At 38.6% G+C, this 23,829-nt stretch carries 24 protein-coding genes; 4 read left to right on the top strand and 20 right to left on the bottom strand.

Annotation, left to right across the window (positions count from 1 at the left end; genetic code table 11):
• Positions 1-76 precede the first annotated feature (76 nt).
• The 5 genes from ftsX to secA form a co-directional block, all read right to left on the bottom strand.
• Entirely contained in the window at positions 77-961 is an 885-nt protein-coding gene (gene ftsX, locus CS921_RS07695; RefSeq protein WP_099222619.1) for a permease-like cell division protein FtsX, read from the bottom strand.
• Positions 951-1,637: a cell division ATP-binding protein FtsE gene (gene ftsE, locus CS921_RS07690; protein ID WP_099222617.1), complete on the bottom strand. Its 687-nt coding sequence runs from the start codon at positions 1,635-1,637 to the stop codon at positions 951-953. Before ftsE ends, ftsX begins: the two co-directional genes overlap by 11 nt.
• 480 nt (positions 1,638-2,117) lie before the next feature.
• On the bottom strand, positions 2,118-2,975 hold the full coding sequence (locus tag CS921_RS07685) for a YitT family protein (protein ID WP_420843746.1): 858 nt from the start codon (positions 2,973-2,975) through the stop codon (positions 2,118-2,120).
• 18 nt (positions 2,976-2,993) lie between these two features.
• A protein-coding gene (gene prfB, locus CS921_RS07680; protein WP_099222613.1) for a peptide chain release factor 2 occupies positions 2,994-4,095 on the bottom strand; the annotation gives its coding sequence in 2 pieces (ribosomal slippage) (positions 2,994-4,022 and positions 4,024-4,095; 1,101 coding nt in all).
• A gap of 149 nt (positions 4,096-4,244) precedes the next feature.
• Positions 4,245-6,758 carry a preprotein translocase subunit SecA gene (gene secA, locus CS921_RS07675; protein WP_099222611.1) on the bottom strand — a complete coding sequence of 838 codons (2,514 nt, stop codon included), beginning with the start codon at positions 6,756-6,758 and terminating at the stop codon, positions 4,245-4,247.
• A gap of 414 nt (positions 6,759-7,172) precedes the next feature.
• Here secA and CS921_RS07670 point away from each other — a divergent pair, with 414 nt between their 5' ends.
• The gene (locus CS921_RS07670) at positions 7,173-8,237 is read left to right on the top strand and encodes a chitinase (protein ID WP_099222609.1); all 1,065 of its coding nucleotides are present in this window, start codon (positions 7,173-7,175) and stop codon (positions 8,235-8,237) included.
• A gap of 57 nt (positions 8,238-8,294) precedes the next feature.
• On the opposite strand, the gene hpf is transcribed toward CS921_RS07670, so the two are convergent.
• The 5 genes from hpf to degU form a co-directional block, all read right to left on the bottom strand.
• Positions 8,295-8,849, bottom strand: a complete 555-nt coding sequence (gene hpf, locus CS921_RS07665; protein WP_099222607.1) for a ribosome hibernation-promoting factor, HPF/YfiA family — start codon at positions 8,847-8,849, stop codon at positions 8,295-8,297.
• Between the two features lie 205 nt (positions 8,850-9,054).
• The gene (locus CS921_RS15545; protein ID WP_162921714.1) at positions 9,055-9,702 is read right to left on the bottom strand and encodes a ComF family protein; all 648 of its coding nucleotides are present in this window, start codon (positions 9,700-9,702) and stop codon (positions 9,055-9,057) included.
• Positions 9,703-9,724: 22 nt separating this feature from the next.
• Entirely contained in the window at positions 9,725-11,062 is a 1,338-nt protein-coding gene (locus CS921_RS07655; RefSeq protein ID WP_099222603.1) for an ATP-dependent helicase ComFA, read from the bottom strand.
• Between the two features lie 206 nt (positions 11,063-11,268).
• A complete protein-coding gene (locus CS921_RS07650; RefSeq protein WP_099222601.1) occupies positions 11,269-12,123 on the bottom strand; it encodes a DegV family protein in 855 nt (284 codons plus the stop codon).
• A gap of 18 nt (positions 12,124-12,141) precedes the next feature.
• Positions 12,142-12,828: a two-component system response regulator DegU gene (gene degU / locus CS921_RS07645; RefSeq protein WP_099222599.1), complete on the bottom strand. Its 687-nt coding sequence runs from the start codon at positions 12,826-12,828 to the stop codon at positions 12,142-12,144.
• 424 nt (positions 12,829-13,252) lie between these two features.
• On the opposite strand from degU, the gene CS921_RS07640 reads away from it, so the two are divergent.
• The 3 genes from CS921_RS07640 to CS921_RS07630 all read left to right on the top strand — a co-directional run bounded on the left by CS921_RS07640 (position 13,253) and on the right by CS921_RS07630 (position 15,701).
• Positions 13,253-13,894: a YigZ family protein gene (locus tag CS921_RS07640; RefSeq protein ID WP_099222598.1), complete on the top strand. Its 642-nt coding sequence runs from the start codon at positions 13,253-13,255 to the stop codon at positions 13,892-13,894.
• On the top strand, positions 13,891-14,427 hold the full coding sequence (locus CS921_RS07635) for a GNAT family N-acetyltransferase (protein ID WP_099222597.1): 537 nt from the start codon (positions 13,891-13,893) through the stop codon (positions 14,425-14,427). The genes CS921_RS07640 and CS921_RS07635 overlap by 4 nt, the downstream gene beginning before the upstream one ends.
• Positions 14,428-14,639: 212 nt before the next feature.
• Positions 14,640-15,701 (top strand): LCP family protein, encoded by a 1,062-nt coding sequence (locus CS921_RS07630; RefSeq protein ID WP_099222596.1) that lies wholly within the window; start codon positions 14,640-14,642, stop codon positions 15,699-15,701.
• Between the two features lie 57 nt (positions 15,702-15,758).
• Here the strand turns inward: CS921_RS07630 and CS921_RS07625 are convergent, their stop codons facing one another.
• From CS921_RS07625 to CS921_RS07580, 10 genes are all read right to left on the bottom strand, one after another.
• Entirely contained in the window at positions 15,759-16,805 is a 1,047-nt protein-coding gene (locus CS921_RS07625) for an MraY family glycosyltransferase (protein WP_476738461.1), read from the bottom strand.
• A gap of 21 nt (positions 16,806-16,826) precedes the next feature.
• Entirely contained in the window at positions 16,827-17,939 is a 1,113-nt protein-coding gene (gene menC / locus CS921_RS07620) for an o-succinylbenzoate synthase (protein WP_099222594.1), read from the bottom strand.
• On the bottom strand, positions 17,936-18,682 hold the full coding sequence (locus CS921_RS07615) for a WecB/TagA/CpsF family glycosyltransferase (protein WP_099222593.1): 747 nt from the start codon (positions 18,680-18,682) through the stop codon (positions 17,936-17,938). The genes menC and CS921_RS07615 overlap by 4 nt, the downstream gene beginning before the upstream one ends.
• A 144-nt stretch (positions 18,683-18,826) precedes the next feature.
• Positions 18,827-19,240: a single-stranded DNA-binding protein gene (gene ssb / locus CS921_RS07610; RefSeq protein WP_099222592.1), complete on the bottom strand. Its 414-nt coding sequence runs from the start codon at positions 19,238-19,240 to the stop codon at positions 18,827-18,829.
• A 230-nt stretch (positions 19,241-19,470) separates the two neighbouring features.
• A complete protein-coding gene (gene fabZ / locus CS921_RS07605; protein WP_099222591.1) occupies positions 19,471-19,905 on the bottom strand; it encodes a 3-hydroxyacyl-ACP dehydratase FabZ in 435 nt (144 codons plus the stop codon).
• Complete coding sequence (locus CS921_RS07600) at positions 19,906-20,361, bottom strand: GNAT family N-acetyltransferase (protein WP_099222590.1); 456 nt, start codon at positions 20,359-20,361, stop codon at positions 19,906-19,908.
• A gap of 21 nt (positions 20,362-20,382) precedes the next feature.
• The gene (gene mreB, locus CS921_RS07595) at positions 20,383-21,378 is read right to left on the bottom strand and encodes a rod shape-determining protein MreB (protein ID WP_099222589.1); all 996 of its coding nucleotides are present in this window, start codon (positions 21,376-21,378) and stop codon (positions 20,383-20,385) included.
• A 164-nt stretch (positions 21,379-21,542) separates the two neighbouring features.
• A complete protein-coding gene (murA, locus tag CS921_RS07590) occupies positions 21,543-22,838 on the bottom strand; it encodes a UDP-N-acetylglucosamine 1-carboxyvinyltransferase (RefSeq protein ID WP_099222588.1) in 1,296 nt (431 codons plus the stop codon).
• Between the two features lie 195 nt (positions 22,839-23,033).
• Positions 23,034-23,270 (bottom strand): DUF1146 family protein, encoded by a 237-nt coding sequence (locus CS921_RS07585; RefSeq protein WP_099222586.1) that lies wholly within the window; start codon positions 23,268-23,270, stop codon positions 23,034-23,036.
• Between the two features lie 140 nt (positions 23,271-23,410).
• Positions 23,411-23,812, bottom strand: coding sequence for a F0F1 ATP synthase subunit epsilon (locus tag CS921_RS07580; RefSeq protein ID WP_099222584.1), 402 nt, complete (start codon positions 23,810-23,812; stop codon positions 23,411-23,413).
• Positions 23,813-23,829: the final 17 nt, after the last annotated feature.

Raw genomic sequence — 23,829 nt, 5'->3', positions numbered from 1 at the left:
AAAGCTCCCTAGCTTCTCTTTTCGTTTTTTTGGTTTAAATTTTTATATACAGGTTATATACATGATGTACACATTCTTATACTTTAAGGAATCGTCTGATCGAAATCGCGCTTCCCCAAATACCGATGAATACACCGATTAAAATAACAAGTGCACTTATCTCGAAGGCAAATGGTGTTGGCGGCAGAAGTGAAAGTGATGAACTTCCAAGCTTCGGATTCAGCCAATCGTAAATGTTGACATAGCCTACAAATGTCAGCACCACCGGAATTACCGAACCGATCAAGCCCAGCCACGCTCCTTCAAGAACAAATGGCCAGCGGATAAACCAGTTGGTCGCTCCAACTAATTTCATAATCTCGATTTCTCTTCTTCTTGAGAAAATCGCAATCTTGATCGTGTTTGAAATCAGGAACATTGCGGTAAGAAGTAAACCAATACTTAACACTATACCAGCATAGCGTACCCATTTCAAGGTATTGAATAATTTATCGACGGTTTTCTCTCCGTAATTAACATCGTTGACATACTTAAGTTTTTCAATTTGATTCGCAACCTGCTTAGTTTGAGATGGCTCTTTCGCCTGAACGATATACACATCGTAGAGCGGGTTGTCTTGCTCGAATAGCTCAAAATCTTCTCCGTAAGTTCCGACAAGCTTTTTCAGTTCATCGTCTTTGGATGAGAATTTGACACTCTCCACACCATCAATCTTTTCAATGTTTTTCTTCAGCTCTTCCTCTTGTTGCTTGTTCGCCTCCAGCGAAATATGTACGTTGATTTGCACATCATTCTCTACATCGGATGCTAATTTGTTCATATTGAGAAGTATTGAGAAGAATACACTGACAAGGATGAGTGTAACAGTCACAGCACTTGCTGCTGCAAATGTCATCCAGCCGTTTCTATAAAGACTTTTGAAGCTTTCCCTGAGATGTCGGCCAAAGGTTTTAAATTTCATATCCATACTCCCCTCGCTGTTCATCCCGTACGATTCTTCCATTTTCAATAGCGATAACACGATGTTTCAGCGTGTTAACAATTTCTTTATTGTGTGTCGCCATTACAATGGTCGTTCCGCGATTATTAATTTCTTCAAGGATGTTCATAATTTCCCATGAGGTATCTGGATCGAGATTTCCTGTTGGCTCATCTGCGATTAGAACTTTCGGTGTATTTGCAATGGAACGCGCAATCGAGATACGCTGCTGTTCCCCTCCTGAAAGTTCATCGGGCAACATCCGAACCTTATGCTTCAAATTAACAAGATCAAGGACTTCCATGACTCGCTCTTTGATTTCAGCCGGATCTTTTTCGACAACTTCCATCGCATATGCAATATTTTCATAAACTGTTTTACTCGGAAGCAACTTAAAATCTTGGAAAACTACGCCAACATGTCGTCGCAAGTAAGGAACTTCACGATTCTTCATCTCGATAAGATCAAAATTATCCACCTTAATCTTACCTTTTGTCGCTCGCTCTTCACGGTAGATCATTTTAATAAATGTAGATTTACCAGCCCCACTCGGACCAACTACATAAACAAATTCTCCGTCTTTGATGTCGACGTTCAAACCGTTAGCAGCAGTAATCCCATTCGGATACTTCTTATAAACGTCTTCCATTACTATCATCTTATCACCTAACTTGCCTTTCTATCAGCTTTTCCCAAGGTAATACCATGATAACCCGTGTATAGAGAAAGCCTATACAACACAAGAGTCATTATAACATGGTAGTTTTTCATACATGGGTTAATTGCATTACAGTTATATTTCATCATATGACATTATCAAATCTCGTGTAAATAACCATTTGTCTCTACTAATTCGTTCAACAAAATTTTTCATCATTTTGGACAAACAAAAAAAGCCGTTTTCACTGCTTCATCTTTTCACTGTCCCTATTGTACCGTTTTTTAGAACAAATTAACATTACAAGCAGATTAAAAATGATTACATCTCCAAGCAAGTGGTGCAGACCATTTCAGGCATTCTCGCCCATTTGTGAACAATAACACAGTTTCTGTTGTCATAAAACTGTTATATAAAAGTTGATATTCAAAAACCCCTTCAGAAAATGAAGCAATCTGCTCTTTTCTAAAGGGGATTAATTTATAGTGTAAAGCCTTCTCCCATTACCTCGCTGGCACTCATCACAACCACAAACGCATTCGGATCAATCTCCTTCACCACTTCTTTCAAGCGTGAAAATTCCCGCTGTGCAATGACACAAAGTAGAATCTGTTTATCCTCATCCGTGTAACCTCCCTTTGCAGAAAGGCGCGTAATCCCGCGATCAATTTTAAAAAGAATTGCCTCACGAATTGCCTCTTGATTGTTTGAAATGATGAATACTGTTTTGGACTGATTCAATCCCACTTGTACCAGATCAATTGTTTTGCTTGTTGCAAATAGACCGATAAGCGCGTATAGACCTGATTCGATATCAAAGACAAACATCGCCGAAATGACAACAAATCCATCAATGAGCGCCACACAAATTCCTAAAGACAGATGTGTATAGCGGTGTAAAATTTGAGCCACCACATCCGTCCCACCAGTAGAAGCTTTCCCTCGAAAAACGATCCCCAGACCGATTCCAACCAAAACGCCGCCAAACAGTGCAGCAACAAGTGGCTCAGTCGTCCACGGCTTAAGTCCTTGCGTCAAATAGACAAATAATGGCACCGTCATCGTACCGATAAAGGTTTTGATCCCAAACTGATACCCAAGAAAGAAAACACCCGCAATAAACAACGGAATATTCAGCGCCCACTGGATAAAAGCCGGTGTCCATCCCGTCAGATAATTGACGATTGTACTGATTCCGCTAACACCGCCAGAAGCAATATGGTTGGGTAAAAGTAGCACATTAAAAGCAAGTGCAATAATAGCTGCCCCGAGTACCACATATACATATTCAATCACTTTTTGCCAAGTCGGCGATAAAGTTTTCCGTCTATTTTTCACTCCTACTATGCCCCTCTTTTAGCCGATTTGTGAACGCAGATAGGCATTGATGAAATCATCAATTTCTCCGTCCATAACCGCTTGCGTATTCCCTGTTTCCTCGTTGGTACGATGATCTTTCACCATGGAATAAGGATGGAAAACGTAAGAGCGAATCTGACTGCCCCAACCAATTTCCTTTTGTTCACCACGAATAGCAGCAAGTTCTTGCTCTTTTTCTTCCTGCTCTTTTTGATAAAGTTTAGCTTTCAACATCCGCATCGCCTGCTCACGGTTTTTCAACTGCGAACGTTCGGACTGGCAAGTGACGACAATCCCTGTTGGCATGTGCGTCATCCGGACCGCTGAGTCAGTCGTATTGATATGCTGACCACCAGCACCTGTTGCCCGATACGTATCTATTTTCAGATCTTCTGAACGCACTTCAATTTCAATATCTTCATCCATTTCCGGCATCACATCTACTGACACAAATGACGTATGGCGGCGACCAGATGAATCAAACGGAGAAATCCGCACAAGACGGTGTACCCCTTTTTCTGCTTTCAAATAGCCATATGCATTATGACCTTTAATCAACAAAGTCACACTCTTAATTCCCGCTTCATCGCCGGCTTGATAATCAATCGTTTCAACCTTAAAGCCCTTTTTCTCAGCAAAGCGCTGATACATTCTGAAAAGCATGGAACCCCAGTCTTGAGATTCCGTTCCGCCAGCACCTGGATGCAGTTCTAAAATTGCATTATTTTTATCATAAGGACCGTTTAGCATCAACTTAAGTTCAAAGTCCGCCAATTCTTGAATAAAGCTGCCAAGCTCTTCTTCCAACTCAGCTTGAAGATCACTATCTGCCTCTTCTTTCAACAATTCCAGCGAAACGTCCATATTTTCTTGTTCTTCTTCCATTTTGTGGAAAGCATTGTAAACTTCTTTCAGCCCATTCGACTCGTTAATCACTTTTTGCGCTGCCTGCTGATCATTCCAAAAATCAGGATCCAGCATTTGGTCTTCCAATTCGGCAATACGCACTTCCATGTTATCTAAGTCAAAGAGACCCCCTAAAGTCTTTAATTTGTTGTGCCGTATTCTCTAAGGCATTACGGATTTCTGCTAATTCCATTGTTTTTTCCACCTTTTCAAAAGTTTTTTCACAATCTATCTTAGTATATAGAAAATTGCTCGATTTGGCTAGTGGGACTTATCAAACGCGTCCGCTAGACAAAAACAAAGCCAAACCTCTGTTGAGATTTGGCTTCTCGCATCCGTTTGTTAGGCTTCTTTTCCGTGGCAATTTTTATACTTTTTACCGCTTCCGCATGGACATGGATCGTTGCGTCCAATGTGTTTGTCTTTGCGAACCGGTTGGCGTTTGGCTTCTGGTTTTCCTTCTCCTGGATCCACCGCTTCCCCTTTCGCCACTTGCTCACGTTCAAGATTTTGTCTAATTTCAGCTTTCATGATGTAGCGTGCCACATCTTCGTCAATAGAAGAAACCATTTGTTCGAACATTTCGTAGCCTTCCGATTGATACTCACGTAGCGGATCAATTTGTCCATATGCCCGCAGATGGATACCATCACGCAAATGATCCATCGCATCAATATGATCCACCCATTTCGTATCAACGACTCTAAGAAGAACCACTTTTTGGAACTCATTAAATTGTTCTTCTGGAAGCAATTCTTCTTTCGCATCATAGGCTTCCTTGATTTTATCTAAAATGTAGGCTTCCATTTTATCCGGTTGTTTATTTTCAAGATCCTCAACTTTTATGGCACCTTCTGAAAGCAGGTTAGCATCTACATAATCCACAATCCCTTGCAGATTCCAATCTTCCTCAGATTCATGCGTCGATGCGTTAGCCATTACCATGTGATTCACAGTTCGTTCGATCATACTGTCGACAATTTCACGAAGACTATTTTCAGCTGTAATAACTTCATAACGCTGCTTGTAGATCACTTCCCGTTGTTGACGTAAAACATCATCATACTGCAAGACTTGTTTACGAGAATCGAAGTTATTTCCTTCTACACGTCTTTGAGCAGATTCAACGGCACGGCTGACCATCTTACTTTGAATAGCTTCTTCATCCATACCGAAGCGTTCCATCATACTCTTCATGTTATCCGATCCAAAACGACGCATCAATTCATCTTCCATTGAAAGATAAAACTGTGTCACACCTGGATCCCCTTGACGTCCTGAACGACCACGCAACTGGTTATCGATCCGGCGAGACTCGTGCCGTTCAGTACCAATAACCGCTAGTCCACCAACTTCGATGACACCTTCACCAAGTTTAATATCGGTACCACGACCAGCCATGTTGGTTGCAATCGTAACAGCACCTTTTTCACCGGCATTTTTGATGATATCAGCTTCACGTTCGTGTTGTTTCGCATTAAGGACATCATGATGGATACCCTTTTTCTTCAATTTGCCTGAAATCAATTCGGAAGTCTCGATGGCTACTGTACCAACAAGAACCGGCTGACCTTTAGCATGCCGCTCTGCAATATCTTCCACAACCGCATTAAATTTAGCCTCAATCGTTGTGTAAATTAAATCTGGACGGTCATCCCGCACGATCGGTTTATTTGTCGGAATTTCAATAACACGCATATTATAAATATCTCTGAATTCTTCTTCTTCCGTTTTAGCAGTACCTGTCATACCTGCCAATTTCTTGTACATACGGAAATAGTTTTGGAAAGTGATGGTTGCCATCGTTTTGGATTCATTCTGGATCGTCACGCCTTCTTTTGCTTCCAGCGCTTGGTGCAATCCTTCACTAAAACGACGACCTTTCATAATCCGACCTGTAAATTGGTCCACAATAAGCACTTCATCGTCTTGCGCCACATAATCGACATCTAACGCCATGGTGTAATTTGCTTTAAGAGCCTGCGCTATGTGGTGTAACAGAACGGCATTTTCTAAATCATACAAGTTCTCTACATCGAAGTATTTTTCGCCGCGCTCCATACCTTCTTCCGTCAAGTTGACAGATTTGGTTTTGATATCGACTGTAAAATCACGTTCTTCTACTAAAGTCGTAGCAAATGTATTCGCCCGTACATATAGAAGCGTTGATTTTTCTGCTTCACCTGAAATAATCAGCGGTGTCCTCGCTTCATCGACTAAAATGGAGTCGACTTCATCGATGACAGCAAAGGAAAGCGGACGTTGCACCATCTGTTCTTTATAAACCACCATATTATCCCGCAAATAGTCAAAACCAAGCTCATTATTCGTACTATAGGTAATATCGCAAGCGTACTGTTCGCGTTTTTCCTCACTGGATAGCGCATTAAGATTCAAGCCAACTGTTAAGCCAAGAAATTGATACAGTTCACCCATTTCAACTGCATCCCGCTGAGCCAAATATTCATTGACCGTAACGACATGAACACCTTCACCTGATAGTGCATTCAAATAAACTGGCAATGTTGCCGTCAGCGTTTTCCCTTCACCAGTTTTCATCTCAGCAATGTTCCCTTCATGGAGTACAATCCCCCCCATTAATTGAACACGAAACGGATACATGCCTAAAACCCGTTTTGCACCTTCTCTTGCTACAGCAAAAGCTTCGACAAGTAAGTCATCAAGTGATTCCCCACTTTGATAACGTTCTTTAAATTCAACTGTTTTCTCACGCAAAGCATCATCCGAAAGCTCTGCCATTTCGTCTGCAAGGGCTTCAATCTTATCTGCTTTTTTTTCGAGATACTTCATATCTTTCTTGCCAGACTCAAAAATCTTTTTCAATAAACCTGCCATTATTGATTCTCCTCTACTGTTTTCACTACATTACGATCGTAGTTAAGCAAACTATGTTAAATCAGGATTCTAATTTAAGATACACTTATTAATTTTATCACTTATTCATCTAAAATGACAATATCACGATCATTTTGTTGTATTTATAGTGATAACAGTTATTATAGCACGATGATCACTTGTTGAATGTGTATTTTATGTGACATAAAAAAATTTTTTTAAGAATGGTTTATCATTATTCTCCTGCCAGGACATCATTTCATTTATTTTGGTATATACCAAAATGCTTTCCTTTACTATATTCCTATGTTTTGACTCGTTAACTACGGGTATGGATTTACTGCAACTAAATATTGCTAGTTGCTTAGCTTCTTTTTGTAAACGCAAACATTCAAAAAAAGGAGGATTTTTTGTATGTTAGGAGAAACAAAGAAATGGGTGGTAGGCAGTCTATTAACGGGAACGGCGATGCTTTTCAGTTTTTCATTAAGCGGACAAGCCTTCGCTGCAACAGATGCCGCCTCCTCAATGCCGGATATCACAGGAAAAAAAGTATTGGTAGGCTACTGGCACAGCTGGAAATCTGCCGGAAAGGATGGCTATCAACAAGGGACTTCTGCTGATATTGCGCTCTCAAGTGTAAACAAAGCCTACAATATCATTCCTGTTGCTTTCATGAAAGGCGATGGCGTCAATCGCATTCCTAGCTTCAAACCTGTTGGAATGACGGATAGTGATTTTCGCGCCCAAGTTGCAGCCTTAAACAGCCAAGGAAGGAGCGTTTTACTCGCACTAGGCGGGGCAGATGGTCATGTACAACTTCAAACTGGAGATGAACAAGCATTTGCAAACGAAATTATTCGCCAAGTCGAAACGTATGGTTTTGATGGACTAGATATTGATCTAGAACAAACAGCTATTACCGCCGGAAACAACCAAACAGTTATTCCAGCAGCGCTCAAAATCGTTAAAGATCATTACCGTGCAGAAGGAAAAAATTTCTTGATTACAATGGCTCCAGAATTTCCTTATTTGAAACCAGGCGGTGCTTATGCAACCTATATTACTTCTCTTACCGGTTATTATGATTATATTGCGCCTCAACTTTACAATCAGGGAGGCGACGGCGTTTGGGTAGATGAAACCAATCAATGGATTGCCCAAAACAATGATACCTTGAAAAAAGAATTCCTTTATTATATGGCCGATTCTTTTATTCACGGCTCTAGAGGATTTCTTCAAATTCCAGCTGACAAACTTGTTTTAGGCTTGCCAAGTAATAATGATGCTGCCGCAACTGGCTATGTGACAAACCCTCAAAATGTCTTTGATGCCTTTAACCAATTACAGGCGAACGGAAATGGTATTCGAGGGATCATGACTTGGTCCGCTAATTGGGATGAAGGCAAAAATAAAAATGGTGTTTCTTACAATAGTTCTTTCGCCAACACCTATGGCCCTTTTCTTGGAACCAAATAATTTTTAAATAGAAAACGCTCCGCCTCAAATCTTGGCGGAGCGTTTATTAGATCAAATTCAGTTTGTTTCAATTAGTCCATATTTACCGTCTTTTCGGCGATAAACGATATTAGTTCCATTGGATTCAGCATCCGTATATACATAGAAGCTGTGTCCCAGCAAATTCATTTGCAAAACTGCTTCTTCGCTATCCATTGGTTTTAGTGAAAATTGTTTTGTACGAACAATTTCCAAGTCACTTTCCGTTTCTTCAGTTGCAGAGCCTGTTACCTCAGAAAAAGCAAAGTAATCTTGACTTGCACCCTTATCACGGAATTTACGATTTACTTTTGTTTTATGTTTACGAATTTGGCGTTCTAGCTTATCCGCAATCAAATCAATGCTTGCATATAAATCTCCGCTTGTTTCTTCTGCACGAAGAACAAGATTTGGGAGGGGAATCGTCACTTCAACCTTCGCATTTTTATCAGAATACACCTTTAAGTTCACATGAACATTGGCATCTGGTGTTTCGGTAAAGTATCTTTCCAATTTGTCGATTTTCTTTTCCACATAATTTCTGATTGCCTCGGTGACTTCGATATTTTCACCACGAATGTTGTACTTAAGCATAGTAATTCCTCCTTTGAGATAAAACAAATTTGTTGCAAGGAGCTTTATGTCCTTACCCCTAGTCTAAGGTAAAAAACGCCTTTTTGCAAACATTTACACAAACAATATTCACTGTTTTGCATAAACTGCTTTACCTCTATTCTATACTATCTGTTTCCACTAATTAAGCCAACACAAACCTAATTTTAATAAAAATTTTACAAACTTATCTAAATACCGTTAGGCTCTCTATGTTCTTAAATCCTTTATCATAAAAGGCTTTTGCTGCAAGATTTAAAGTTGCGCCCGTTGTATAAATATCATCTATAAGTAATATCGGTTGATCGGTGAACAAATTTACTTCTTCATTCATATGAAAAACTTGCTCTGCGTTCAATCTTTCTACTCTGCTTCGTTTAGATTGTTTTTCGCCTTCTTCACGTATAAGCAGTTCTTGATACTGCAAGGCAGCTTCATGAAGAATAGCAGAAACCTGATTAAAGCCTCTTTCAGCTAGTCTGTTTTCCGCTAATGGTATCGGACACAAGATCCAGTTCTTCACCATCGCTTGAAGGGGTGGTGTTAGTATCTCTCCTAGGGCTTTTGCCAATACATAATCTCCTCTATATTTATAAAGTTCCATAAAGGCTTTTGCAAATTGATTATACTGACATATGGATCGATTGCGTGTTAAATACCGTTGCCTATCTCTTTCTCTTTGCTGACAGTCTTGACAAATCCCTTTTGAATCTGATCTTCCACAAACAGAACACGCATCTGCTTGATTGATATACGAAAGACTTGCCCAACAAATTTCACAAAGAACCGTTGACTTACATCTACTAAATAAATTCCATGTTATGTGTTTATCCATCTTCACGCCGCAATAGAGGCAGTTATTCACCTTCTCTTAACAGCCCTTCCTGTCTACCTAAACGATTCATCATTTGAACATGACGAATAGCTTGCCGTATTTGTTTAGTTATTCCATAATGAAAAAAGCAAACATCTCCTGTTGGATATTCGATTTTTCTCCCAGCCCTTCCTGCAATCTGCACAAGTGCAGCTTCTGTAAAAATCGGTCCTTCTGCTCCAAATACAGCAACCTGGACATTTTCAAAGGTCACTCCCCGTTCAAGAATCGTTGTTGTTAGCAAAAATTCTATTTCAAAATTCCGCAATGCTTCTACCTTTTCTTTTCGTTTTTTATCCCCTGAATGTACTGTTGAGAATTTTTCATAGCCCTCTGTTTGCATGATTTCTCTCATTTCTTCCATCACTTTGATTTCCGGGAAAAAGATTAAGGCTCGTTGCCTCTTTCTTTGAATCTCACTTAACCACTTGACTAATTTCGTTGGAATCTTTCTTCTCGCAAGACATTTCGACCAATTCCCAATCCAACAAGTTCTCGGCTCTGGTAATTTATATTGATGATATCTGGCTGGGATCTTCACATGTTTCATTTCACCCTTGGAACATCTTCGTTGCCACTCAGGAGACGGAGTAGCCGTGATATAGATATGTGCAGAATGATCTTTAGCCGCTTTTTTGACTGCATATTCCAAATAAGGATCTTGGGCATATGGAAAGGCATCCACCTCGTCCACTAAAACAACATCAAAATATTGATAGAATTTAATAAGCTGATGTGTTGTTGCAATAACAAATTGCTCTCCTTGAAAGCTTTGATCCGAATCTCCATATAAACATGTAATTTTCACAGTCGGAAATACTTCTTTTAATCGAGGGAAAAGTTCGATACACACATCTACCCTTGGCGAACATAAACAAACTCTTAAGCCTTGTTGCAAGGCCCATTCAATCCCCGCAAAAGTCATTTCTGTTTTGCCAGATCCTGCAACTGACCATAAAAGCAGTTCCTCTCTTTTTTGAATAGCATTCATAACTGCTTTTGACCCTTTCATTTGTCCTGCTTTCAGTTGAAATGCCCATTTCAGAAAATCTTCCTTACATTTTTTTAACTCTTGCGCTTCCAAATAATAGAGATCTGTTTCTTCATCCATTCGTCCCATTATTAAACAGTTGCGACAATAGATTAGAGAATCGGCAGGAAGATTATTTTTCGGTATTTGGCCAAATTTAATTGGATTATCATTTCCGCATCGCATGCACATCCATTGGGACTGCTTTTTTTGAAGGGCCTTTATTACTTTCATTTTGAAAGGATTATCTACCTCTTTTGAAAGATATAACTTTCCTGGATAGCAACTCATTGATATCACCTCGCAGTATTGTTATATCAAATTTCAAAAAAAGTTGCAGAAGCTAAAATTGATTTTTAACTGCCTAAAACTTAATTTTCCCTAGGAGAAAAATGATTTTTTGAGGCTCAAAATTCATTTTTTAGCCCAAATATGAAACTTTGGCCTTTTTACAAAAAAATTCGATGCCATTATACTGAAATAGCATCGAATCTCTTTTATTTAATTGACCATGTGAGTCCGAGAGCCCCTTCACCTAAGTGAGTCCCGATCACTGGACCAAAATAGCTTAATTTAAATTCTACTGAAGGAAAATTTGTTTGAAGCTCATTCATCCATTTCAACCCTTTTTCTGGACAGTTCCCATGAATGACATATGCTCGCTGAGCCTGGTTCTTCTCAACAGCCTCGGCTAAAAGCTCTTCAATTCGTTTTAATGCCTTTTTTTGAGTTCGCACCTTTTCAAACAGTTCGATTTTCTTCTCTTCAAAATGAAGAATCGGCTTGATTTGGAGTAAACTGCCAATCATTGCCTGTGCACCATTTAATCTGCCACCACGTGCAAGATTATTCAAGTCATCCACCATAAAATAAGCATCCATTACCTCTAATAAAGCAGCTATATCTTGTTGGATCTCTTGTACCGATTTTCCTGACGAAACACCTTCAGCAGCTTTTAAAACTAACATGCCTTGTGCCATACACGAAATCCCTGAATCTATCGCTATTACATTTATTCCATCAACTAAGCTACCTGCTGACACAGCGTTTTGATAAGTCCCGCTGATTTCACTGGACAAATGGATTGTAATGATTGTTTCAATTCCATTACTTTTTAGCTGTTCGAACAAATGAATAAAATCACCAGGCGCTGGTTGAGAAGAGGTGGGAAATGCTTCACTTTGTTTTGCATATGCGTAAAAATCTTCTGTAGACAGCTCTTTTTCCTCTTTAAACGACTGACCACCAACCGTTACAGACAACGGAACGATATGAATATCATATTGCGCGAGTTGTTCTTTAGGTATATACGCTGTGCTGTCTGTTACAACGGCAATCTTTTCCAAACTCATAAATTCACCTCAAAGTAATTAACGAATGTACACCCAGCCATTTTTGATTGCTGTTACAACTGCTTGTGTACGATCATTTACTTTCATTTTTTGTAAAATGCTACTTACATGATTCTTTACTGTTTTTTCACTGATAAAGAGCGTTTCACCAATGCCACGATTACTTTTGCCATCAGTCAACAATTGCAGCACTTCACATTCGCGGTGCGTTAAGATATGGAGCGGCATTTTGACCTCAGGTTGTTGATAACCATAAACGCCTTGTGCGGTATTTGTGCTGGCTAAATGGCGATATTCTCGAATCAATTTAATCGCAGCTTTAGGGTGAATGTAAGCACCACCATCATCTACAATTTTAATTGCATCAACCAATTCTTTGGCATCCATCTCTTTTAATAAATAACCTACAGCACCTGAACGAAGCGCTTCGGTTACATATTCATCTGAGTCATGAATAGTAAGAACAATCACTTTGATACTAGGAAACTGTCTTACTAACATTTCAGTTGCGTCTAATCCATTCACTGTGGGCATATTTATATCCATTAATACGATATCCGGTTTGTATTCTCTTACTTTTGCCACGATATTTTTACCATTTTCCGCTTCAGCAACCACTTCAAAAGAATTTTCGAGTTCTAAAATCCGTTTAATACCTTCACGGAATAATTGATGATCGTCGACAATCATAATCTTAAGCGTCATAATGACTATTCCTCCTTAATAACCTGTTTTTACAAGCGAACAATCTGTGCTAAGTTTGTCATTCGATCTTTGAATTAACTTGCTTTCAAGTAGTCTCAAGCACTCCCATTATTCATACATTGATGAAAGTCATTTTCTATAATTTGTTGAATGATTATTGCATCTGTAACTTTTTCCATTGTTGATTTTAAAACTACTACTTTTATTATAATGCAGATGCACCAAAAATTACTGCAATTTGCCTATATTTTTGTAGTGAAAATTAATATAGCCCTGCCTAAAGTAATAGTGATTATCATTATAACATGAATTTGATCCCACTTCATCTACTATATCAATGCATAAGATAAAAACTTGCTATACAACGATCTGAATTTCAGCTAAAATAGAAGCAAACTATGCGCTGATTTACAGGAGGTTTCCTATGTTAGAAAAGTATCTGACTATAAAAAACGAGGGACAGCATGAAATTGAAATCGAAAAATCGCGCTTTATTTGCACCATTGCCCGTGCAGAAACAGAGCAGGCAGCGCAATCCTTTATTTCATCCATAAAGAAAAAATATAGAGATGCTACCCACAATTGTTCTGCCTACATCATTGGCGAAAATGATCAGCATCAAAAAGCAAATGATGACGGAGAACCAAGTGGCACAGCTGGTATTCCTATGTTAGAAGTTCTCAAAAAGAAAAACCTAAAAAATACCGTCGTCATTGTAACCCGCTATTTTGGCGGCACTAAATTAGGAGCAGGCGGCCTTGTACGTGCCTATGGGAAGGCTGTTAGCGAAACATGTAAGGCTATTGGGATTGTTGAGCGGACTTTAGCAACGATTATCTCAGTCCCTGTCCCTTATAATCAATTAGACAAACTCGAAAACTTGCTCCTACAAAAGGATTATCAGATTGCCCACAAAACATATACTGATTTAGTAACATTAGACATATTTGTAGATCAAGATGATATTGATCCTTTTACAAAATTAATGACGGAATTCTCAAGCGGCAAAATTCATTGCCAAAAAGGCATACAACAATACCGGGAAAAGGATGTTCCAGAACTATGATTCAAAATTACTTTACACCACCCGATACTTTTCAAACAGAACGTTTATTGTTGAAAAAAACCACTTTAGACGACGCACCTGCTCTTTTAGAAATTTGGTCCAATGAAGAAGTGGCAAAATTTATGAATATCGAACGGTTCAAGTCTGTTTCCCAAGCGGAAGAAATGATCAGAGTCATTGAAGAAGAAAAATCTGCTTGTAGATATACAATTTTTAATCATCAGACTGTAATCGGTTCAATTGGAATCAATGAAATCTCAGTCCAGGATGCTTCTTTTGAAATCGGATATGAATTAGCTAAAAACTTTTGGCGCCAAGGTTTTATGTCAGAAGCGCTTACCGCATTTTTAGAAATACTTGCAAAAAACTCCGCTTTCCAAGCAGCTACAGCAAAAGTTTTACCTGAAAACGTGGCCTCTATATCCTTACTTAAAAAATTAGGCTTTCAGGAATTTCAGCAGATACAAGAATTTGATCTTTTCAATCATGGATTATGTGACATTTCTATATTTAAACGCAATTTATCAATCTGAATCAGCTATTATATTACATTTTTGAAAGGATATTAGTTTTTTATATTATTCTTTGCCATATTTTTGTATAATGTAGATTAGACGAACAAGAAAAAATTAAACAAAACGTAAATAGGCTGTAACATAGCAAGCTCTATGACATGATACAATTTACATTATGTTTGTGCTGATAACTCTTGCAAAGCGAATTGAATTTTAAGGAGAATTAATATATGAAAAATGGCAGATACAATAATGAAAGAGCTGCCAAGTATAAAAAGCGTCGTCGAATCCTCTATTGGATTTTGATACCGATTTTAGTGTTAATACTTGGAGGCATCGGTTACGGTACCTATCTGTTCAGTAAAACAAAATTGGCTGTTGATAATTCCTATGACAGTGTTCGTAATGGCGAGGCTTCAACGCTTCGCACAAAAGATATTGAACCAATCAAAGACAGCTTTTCAGTTCTGCTAATCGGTGTGGATTCAAGTGAAACGCGAGAGGGAAATGGAAATCCTCGAAGTGATTCTCTCATTCTTGCAACTGTAAATGTAAAAGATCATCGTGTTGAAATGACAAGCATTCCGCGTGACTCTTACGTGCATATCAGTGCTCCAGAAAAAGACATTGATATGTATACAAAAATAAATGCTGCCCATGCTTATGGCGGTCCAGAATTAACAATGAAAACAGTAGAAGAGCAATTTAATATTCCAATCGATTATTATGTTCGTTTTGATTTTGAAGCATTGATTAAAATTGTTGATGCGCTTGGTGGAATTGATGTAAATGTACCGGTTACTTTTACAGAACAAAATTCTAAAGATGAAGCAGATGCCATCCACTTAGAAAAAGGCGAACAGCATCTAAACGGCGAGGAAGCTTTGGCATTAGCAAGAACTCGTCACATTGACAATGATATTGAACGCGGTAAAAGGCAACAATTAATCATTAAAGCCATTGTGGATAAGGCTTCTGAAATTTCATCGATCAGCAAATATTCGAGTATTATTGATGCCATTGGTGAGAATATGAAAACCAATCTATCTTTCAACCAAATGCTATCCATTGCTAAATTCGGCATGACAAATACGATTGATATGAAGTCACTGAATCTTGTTGGCTATGATGCTCCTCAAGGCGGAGTCTATTATTATCAATTAGATGAGGATTCTGTAGAAAGTGTTGCGAATGAATTTGCGGACGAATTAGGTATTGCAAAGCCCTATCCGAATGCTGCTCCTTATACAGATGACACAACAACGACTGACAGTTCCACTACAAGCAACTAAAAAAGCGGTGTAAGACTTAGAAGTTTTTAATTACTTCTAAAGTGTTACACCGTTTTTCTATGGTCTCTTGCGATGAATTTTTTGAAGAATATTTAAGATGGGACGATAATCTTCTCCAACTAAGCCAATGAACTCCACAATGATTTCAATCAATAGTGCTAATAAAAGCAGTAAGACAACAGAACCCCAGGTTGTTGAAAATGAAAAAATAAAACCTGTAATTGAAAAAAGTAATGCCATACAATAAATGAGTAAGACCGTTTGGCGCTGTGTAAAACCTAATGCCATTAGACGATGATGGATATGTGAACGATCTGCTGATGATACAGGCATCTTTTTCTTCAGACGTCGAACAATCGCAAAAAACGTATCTGATAAAGGCACACCTAGAATGATTAGCGGAACAAGCAGTGAGATGAATGTAACATTTTTAAAGCCCATTAATGATAATACCGCAATCATATAACCTAAAAATAACGCTCCCGTATCTCCCATGAAAATGGAAGCTGGTGGGAAATTAAAAATCAAAAAGCTGAGTGTAGCTGCAACTAATAAAAATGCTACAGGTGCCACAAAAGCATCTTGTAATAATAGGGCCATGCCTGCTATTGTCATTAAAGCTATGATTGATACCCCGCCGGCAAGACCATCCAATCCATCGATGAGGTTTATCGCATTAATTATTGCAACCACCCAAATAATAGAAATTGGAATCGCAAATACACCAAAGTCTAACGGGCCGAAAAAAGGAACATTAATAAATTCAATCGTAACTTGTCCCCAAATCGTTACGCAAACAGCAGCCAATATTTGACCAAGTAATTTCAATTTAGGGGATAATTCAATCACATCGTCAATTAATCCCGTAAGTAGAATAATTACCGCGCCTAAATATACAGGTAATGTTCCTGTACGATCAATCGGAGCCAAAAAGAAACCAATCGAAAAGCTGATAAAAATTGCTAATCCGCCCAATGTTGGTGTCGGCTTTATATGCGCGTGCCGCTCACGAGGAGTATCAACAGCATGAATAAGAAAAGCTACTTTCCTAATAATAGGGATCAAAATAATCCCGCTAATAAATGTAATAATAACCCATGTCAACAATCCTGTTTCAGCTCCATTCTACCCCAACTTGATCAATTGTTTGCTGTCTATAAATTTTTCTATTTTTTTCATACTTATTTCTACACCAATTCCCATTTTTTGTGGAACCTCCAACCGGCCATCCTGCAATTTGAATTCCTCTTCAATAATATCCTCATTAAAATACCGATTTGTAGCTGAAATATCCCCTGGAAAATTAAATTCCTTTCGAGAAGCCAGTGCAAGATTATGCGCCCGACCGATACCTGCTTCAAGCATGCCTCCACACCATACAATCAACCCTTTTTCATGGCAATAATTAATAATCTTGAGCGCTTCAGTGTGGCCGCCAACTCTTGCCATTTTTAAATTAATTGCTCGGCAACTTTCCATCCGATACGCTTGGTTCACGTCATTAACAGAGCGAATATTTTCATCTAAGCAAATGGGGGTTTGGATTTGTTTTTGTAATTGGGCATGAAAAATAAAATCTCTAATAGAAAAGGGCTGCTCAATCATTGCTAATTGAAATCTATCCAAATCTTTTAATCTGTCAAAGTCTGCTAAAGTATATGCTGAATTGGCATCTGCCATCAATAGTATCTCCGGAAATGCCTCACGAACAGCAGCGATATAAGTTAGATCATGATCTGGTTTAATTTTTACTTTAATACGTTTATAGCCTTGATGGACATAACTTGTCACTCGGGCTACAAGCTCTGCTGGACTTTTTTGAATACCCAAACTAACCCCAACATCTAAAAAGATGCCTTCTCCACCTAAAGCTTTTTGTAGAGACTGTGTATTTTTTTTTGCATAAAGATCCCACAACGCTGATTCAACAGCAGCTTTTGCCATTTCATTGCCGCGTATCCAAGAGAAACGGGTCTGAAATTCGCTGGGATGTGAAAACTCCCAACCATTCATTTGGGGGACGATTACTTTCTCCAAGATAAATTTAGCGGCAAATAAGAATTCCTCTATATAGTCCGGCAAAGGAAACGCTTCTAATTCACCGTATCCACGAATTCCCTCTTCATCCATTACTTCCACAAGGACGCATTCTTTTTCATACAGGTCTCCATAACTCGTTACAAAAGGCACAACCATCGGAATTTTGACATGATAAAGAGTGACTTGTTTAATTCTCATTTACCCACTTCTTTTCTTCGCACTTCTTTTTTTACTTCTCTCATGAAACGAGGAATAGCAAAAAAGCGGCGCCATCTGGAAGGATTCGTAATAAAGCGATATACCCATTCAAGTTTCCATTTGATCATCCATTGAGGTGCGCGTTTGACCGATCCAGAAAGCACATCAAAACAACCGCCAACCCCCATAAAAATCCCTTTTGGAAACCGATGGAAATGAGATAGTATCCATTTTTCTTGTGCAGGCGATCCTAAAGCGACAAAAATAAAATCGGCCCCGGTATCTATGATTTCCTGCGTGATATTCTCGCTTTCTTCTAAATCGAAGTAGCCATGATGGCTTCCAGCAATCATTAAATTAGGGTAACTAATTTTCATCTTTTCCATTAATTTACTAGAAACTTCTGGCGTAGCTCCTAGAAAATAAACCCTAAATTGTTTTTCAGGCGCTTTATTCAAAATCCCTACCAATGTATCAAATCCCGTTACTCGCTCCTTTAAAGGGGTTCCTAATCTTTCTGCCGCCATGACAATCCCAACACCATCTGGAACAATGTAATCGGCACTGGTGACAATTTGTTTAAAATGAACATCTGCCTTTGTATTCATAACAATTTCTGGATTAGCCGTTACAACGAATTTTTTTTGATTTTGGTCTGCACAAAAAAGCAGTTCTTCTATAAATGCTGCTTGGCTTATATTATAAAAAGGAATATCTAATACACGCACTGTACTTTTTTCCATACTTGACTCCTAGATTTACTTATTATATTTCAGTTTATCACAAAACCCCCCTACTTCCTATCCCCAGAGTTATAAAAAAGGCGCTCCCATTTATAGTGAACGCCTTCTAAGTATCTCTGTTTGAAAATCCTTCCTTACCTCTATTTATTCTTTATTTTTTTCTTCTGTCGTAACGGAAAGATCTTCTTCACCCACCATAAAAGCTTCATCTTTGTTCCCATCATTCTTCTGTTCTGCTCTTGCTGAACTTAAATAGCGGATTTTATGCGCAACAACTTCCACAATAAAAATTCGTTTTTCCTCTTTATTCAAATAACTGCGCGTTTGAATTTCACCTGTCAATCCTATCAAACTGCCTTTTCGACAATATTTTGCGGTTTCCTCTGCACGTCTCCCCCAAATTACACATGGAATAAAATCGGCTTCCTGTTCAATTCTTCGTCCGCGTCCAAATCGATTTAATGCCAATGTGATATTTAACACCGCAGTATCATCACTTGTTGTTTTCACTTCTGGTTCTTTTGTCAATCGTCCCACTAAGGTTACCTGATTAATCATTTTATCGCCTCATTTCTTTTTGTTGAAATAAGGATAGCTTGATTCAGTTTTATTGTAAAATTACTAAAAATCATTTTTCAGGATGAAAAGTTCATTCTTCATCTAAGACAAAAATTACTTATATAAAGAAGTGCTTGCTAAAAAATCAATTTTAGCCTTTTGGAAATTTTTTCTATCCATGTTATGCTTATGCCATCAAAAAAAGCGCACCCGTAAGTACGCTTTTACATTTAATTCTCTACCTCACTAAGTGCTACCATAATTTCAGCTTCACAAGCTACCTCTCCATCTACAGTTGCCTTAACCTGAGCCTTTGCAAGAGCACCACGAAGCCGCGTGATTTCAGCTTCAAGTTTGAGTTGGTCACCAGGAACAACTTGCCGTTTAAACCGGCAATTATTAATCCCAGCAAACAAGCCGATTTTATTACGATTTTCTTCACTCTGATTAATAGCGATACCACATGTTTGCGCTAATGCTTCTACAATTAAAACCCCTGGCATCACAGGATATTCGGGAAAATGCCCATTAAAGAATGGTTCATTAGCAGAAACATTTTTCAAAGCCACTGCCCGTTTACCCGGATCCACTTCAATAACGCGATCTACCAATAAAAATGGATACCGATGTGGTAAGATTTCTTTAATTTTTTTAATATCTAACATTTATACTTCTCCTTTGACATCAAGTGTATAAATATATTCGCCAAACTCATCTGTTTCTCCAGTAGTTTGAAATCCATACATTTGATAAAATTTTTCTGCTTTTAAATTTCCCGGAACGATACTAAGATATATTTGCTTCACTGTTTTCTCTTTGCATATTCTTTCTACTATCAATGGCAGAAAAAGCGTTCCATATTTTTTTCCTTGATGACGATAATCGATCATAAAGCGATCCAGCCAAATTGTCTGTTCTATACGATTATAGAATCCATATAAAGCAAATCCTATCATTTCTTGATGATCGTACAGACCGACTGGATAAAGGCCTTCTTCAAACTTTGCTTCCAGTATAGATTCAGAATTGGGCTCAATAAATCTTTTCTGATATGGCGCAACACTTAAAGCAATCGCATTACGCCAATTCTTAACTCCGATTTGCTCAATTCGGAGGTGCATATTTTCACCTTCTCAAATACTTTAGAACCACCGACGTTTTTTAGTGGAAGAGGCTTCTAGTAGTACACCAGTCCCTAAAGCCACTACATCCAATGGGTTTTCCGTTAGAAGTACAGGGACTTTTAACTGTTCTGACATTAATTCTGTCAGACCATAAAGCATCGAGCCTCCACCAGTCATGATAATTCCGCGATCGATAATGTCAGCCGATAACTCTGGTGGCGTTTTTTCAAGTACATGCTTTGCTGCTCGAATCATCGTAAAGAGAGAATCATGGATAGCTTCCTCCACCTCATCACTGTCAATCGTAAGTGTTTTAGGCAGACCAGTTACCAGGTCTCTTCCACGAATGTCCATTTTTTCATTTCGCGTTCCTTTTATCGCAGTGCCTACGTTAATCTTGAGCGCTTCTGCGGTTCTTTCACCAATAAGCAAATTATATTTTCGCTTAATATACTGAAGAATATCATTATCCCAGCTATTGCCCGCAACTTTAACGGATTCGCTCGTAACAATATCGCCCATTGATAAAACGGCTACATCGGCTGTACCACCGCCAATATCAATGACCATGTTCCCTGTAGGCTCAAATATTTCCATACCAGCACCAATTGCTGCCACTTTGGGTTCTTCTTCCAAAAATATTTGCTTTCCACCACTTTTTTCAGCAACTTCACGAATGGCTTTTTGCTCAACAGATGTAATATTTGTTGGACAGCAAATCAAAATCCGTGGTCGTGAAAAAAATGTTTTGAGATTTAATTTTTGAAGGAAGAAACGAAGCATTTCTTGAACCATATCAAAATCAGCAATAACCCCATCTTTCATTGGTTTAATAGCTGTAATGTCTCCTGGTGTACGTCCTACCATATCACGTGCTTCTGTTCCAACAGCCAGAATCTGACCAGTTTTATTATTTATCGCAACAACAGACGGTTCATTTACAACGATTCCTCTACCCTTTACATGAATTAGTACGTTCGCAGTACCTAAATCGATCCCAACATCTTTTGCCAAAATGATACCCCTTTCCTTGTTGTAAAACCTTTTCTTTTTCTCATTTTGAATTATATCACAGTTTATAATTTGTCGGAATGATCTTTTTTATTAAGAATTTTTTCGAAAACAAAAAAACAGAGCATTCTCCCGAAAGAAGAACACTCTGTTATACATTTTAATTATTAATTAAATACAGCTTCGATTCCATTTGCTTTTAAAACTTCATCTTCTACGCGCTCAACATCTGCACCTAAAGCTTTTAGTTTTCCGTGGAAGTCATAATAACCGCGGTCAAGGAATTTCAACTCTGTTACCTGTGTATAGCCGTCTGCCACTAAGCCAGCTAAGATTAAAGCAGCAGCAGCCCGCAAGTCAGTTGCAGCCACTTCGGCCCCTTGAAGCTCGGCCGGGCCATTAATAATAACGGAATGGCCTTCAATTTTCATATCGGCGTTCATGCGACGCATTTCTTCTACATGCATGAAACGATTTTCAAAAACAGTTTCTGTCATAACGCTCGTTCCTTCGCTGAGCATTTGGATGACCATCATTTGTGACTGCATGTCTGTTGGGAAACCAGGATGTGGCATTGTTTTCACATCTACTGCTTTTAATTTTTCAGGGCCGATTACTCGTAAACCATTCTCTTCTTCGATAATTTCGACGCCCATTTCTTCTAATTTCGCAATAAGTGAACTGATATGTTCTGGAACAGCATCTTCAATCAACACATTTCCGCGAGTAATTGCAGCTGCAATCATAAAAGTACCCGCTTCGATACGGTCAGGAATAATGGAATGATTGGTCGCGGTTAATTCTTTCACACCTTCGATTCGAATCACTTCTGTACCAGCACCTACGACTTTGGCACCCATTTGATTAAGGAAATTCGCTAGATCTACGATTTCTGGTTCACGCGCAACATTCTCAATGGTTGTTGTGCCTTCTGCAAGTGTAGCTGCCATCATAATATTTTGTGTTGCACCAACACTTGGGAAGTCAAGATAAACTTTTGCACCTTTTAACTGATCTACCGTTGCTTCAATGTAACCATTTTCTATTTTCACTGTTGCCCCCATTGCTTCAAAGCCCTTCAAATGAAGGTCTACAGGACGCGAACCAATTGCACATCCTCCAGGAAGCGCAACTCGTGCACAGCCTGTACGCGCAAGAAGAGGTCCCATTACTACAATTGAAGCGCGCATTTTGCGGACATATTCAAAAGGAGTGTCTGAGGAAATTTCGCCTGTAGCGTCCACCTTGACAACACCATTTTCAAATTTAACATCGGCATTTAGGTATTTCAATACTTCATTAATCGTGTATACATCGGATAAATTCGGTACATTATTAAGTTCACTTTGACCTTTACTTGCTAAAAGGGTGGCTGCAATTACTGGTAATACTGCATTTTTAGCGCCTTCAACTCTGACAGTTCCTTGAAGTTGTTTGCCACCGCGCACAATCATTTTTTCCAAAATATATCCCTCCGCGTTACTAATAACTTTCTTTACATCTGGCTATATAATATTCTCATTGATTTTTAAACACATCTAATTTATTTTACCATCTTCTGACTAAAAATATCAACTAAATATTAACGTATCCTTAAAACAATGTTAATAATCGTATACTGTATAAGTATTGACCACTTTTCAGCATTTCAAACCTTATCAGCCTAAATAATTTACTAGTTGTTTCGATGCGTCTAGGTACTCTAAAAAGAAATTGCTTAGTGTATAGCCAATAACAATCGACAAAATCGCAAAAAGTAAGCGCGCCTGGATCACTCGATTCTTTCTTAAAAATTTCTCATAATTAATGGCTTGCAGTGCCCAAAAAGTAATCACAATAAAGAGCAGGTGTGAAATAATAATCGTGATTGGTTGTTCCATTACAATATTGTACATTCAAAACATCCTTTTTAGTCAATAAATACCTATATATTTTAACAAACATCACGTGTAAAATACATTATTTGCACCTGATCCATGCAGAGAAAATAAAAAACCATTCAATAGAAGGATCTCCCATTGAATGGTTTCGTGTTTTAGTGTTCTTTCGTATGGATCCGGTTAATGGCTTTTTGTAAAGCAATCTGTGCCATCAATTCATCCACTTTTTGATCTTTGGCTGCTTGTAAGTTCTCTTCAGCCCTAGCTTTTGCACGTTCGGCACGGTCAAGATCAATGTCTTGTTCGCGCTCCGCTGTATCAGCAAGAATGTTTACTTCTTCGCCGTTTACTTCCATAAAGCCGCCATTTACAGCAACCCATTCTTCACCAGATTCCTGTTTAATACGGACAATATCAATTTTCAGCGGTGCAACTAGCGGAACGTGATTAGGTAAGATACCTAGTTCACCGGCTTTGGTTCTTGCAATCACCATTGTGGCGGTGCCTTCAAAAACAGGGCCGTCTGGAGTGACAATGCTCACATTTAATTCACTCATGCGTATCTCCTCCTGTT

Source organism: Listeria costaricensis, assembly GCF_900183385.1.
Classification (GTDB): Bacteria; Bacillota; Bacilli; order Lactobacillales; family Listeriaceae; genus Listeria; species Listeria costaricensis.
The sequence above is the reverse complement of the archived record's forward strand: the minus strand, read 5'-3'. Positions and strand labels throughout refer to the sequence as shown.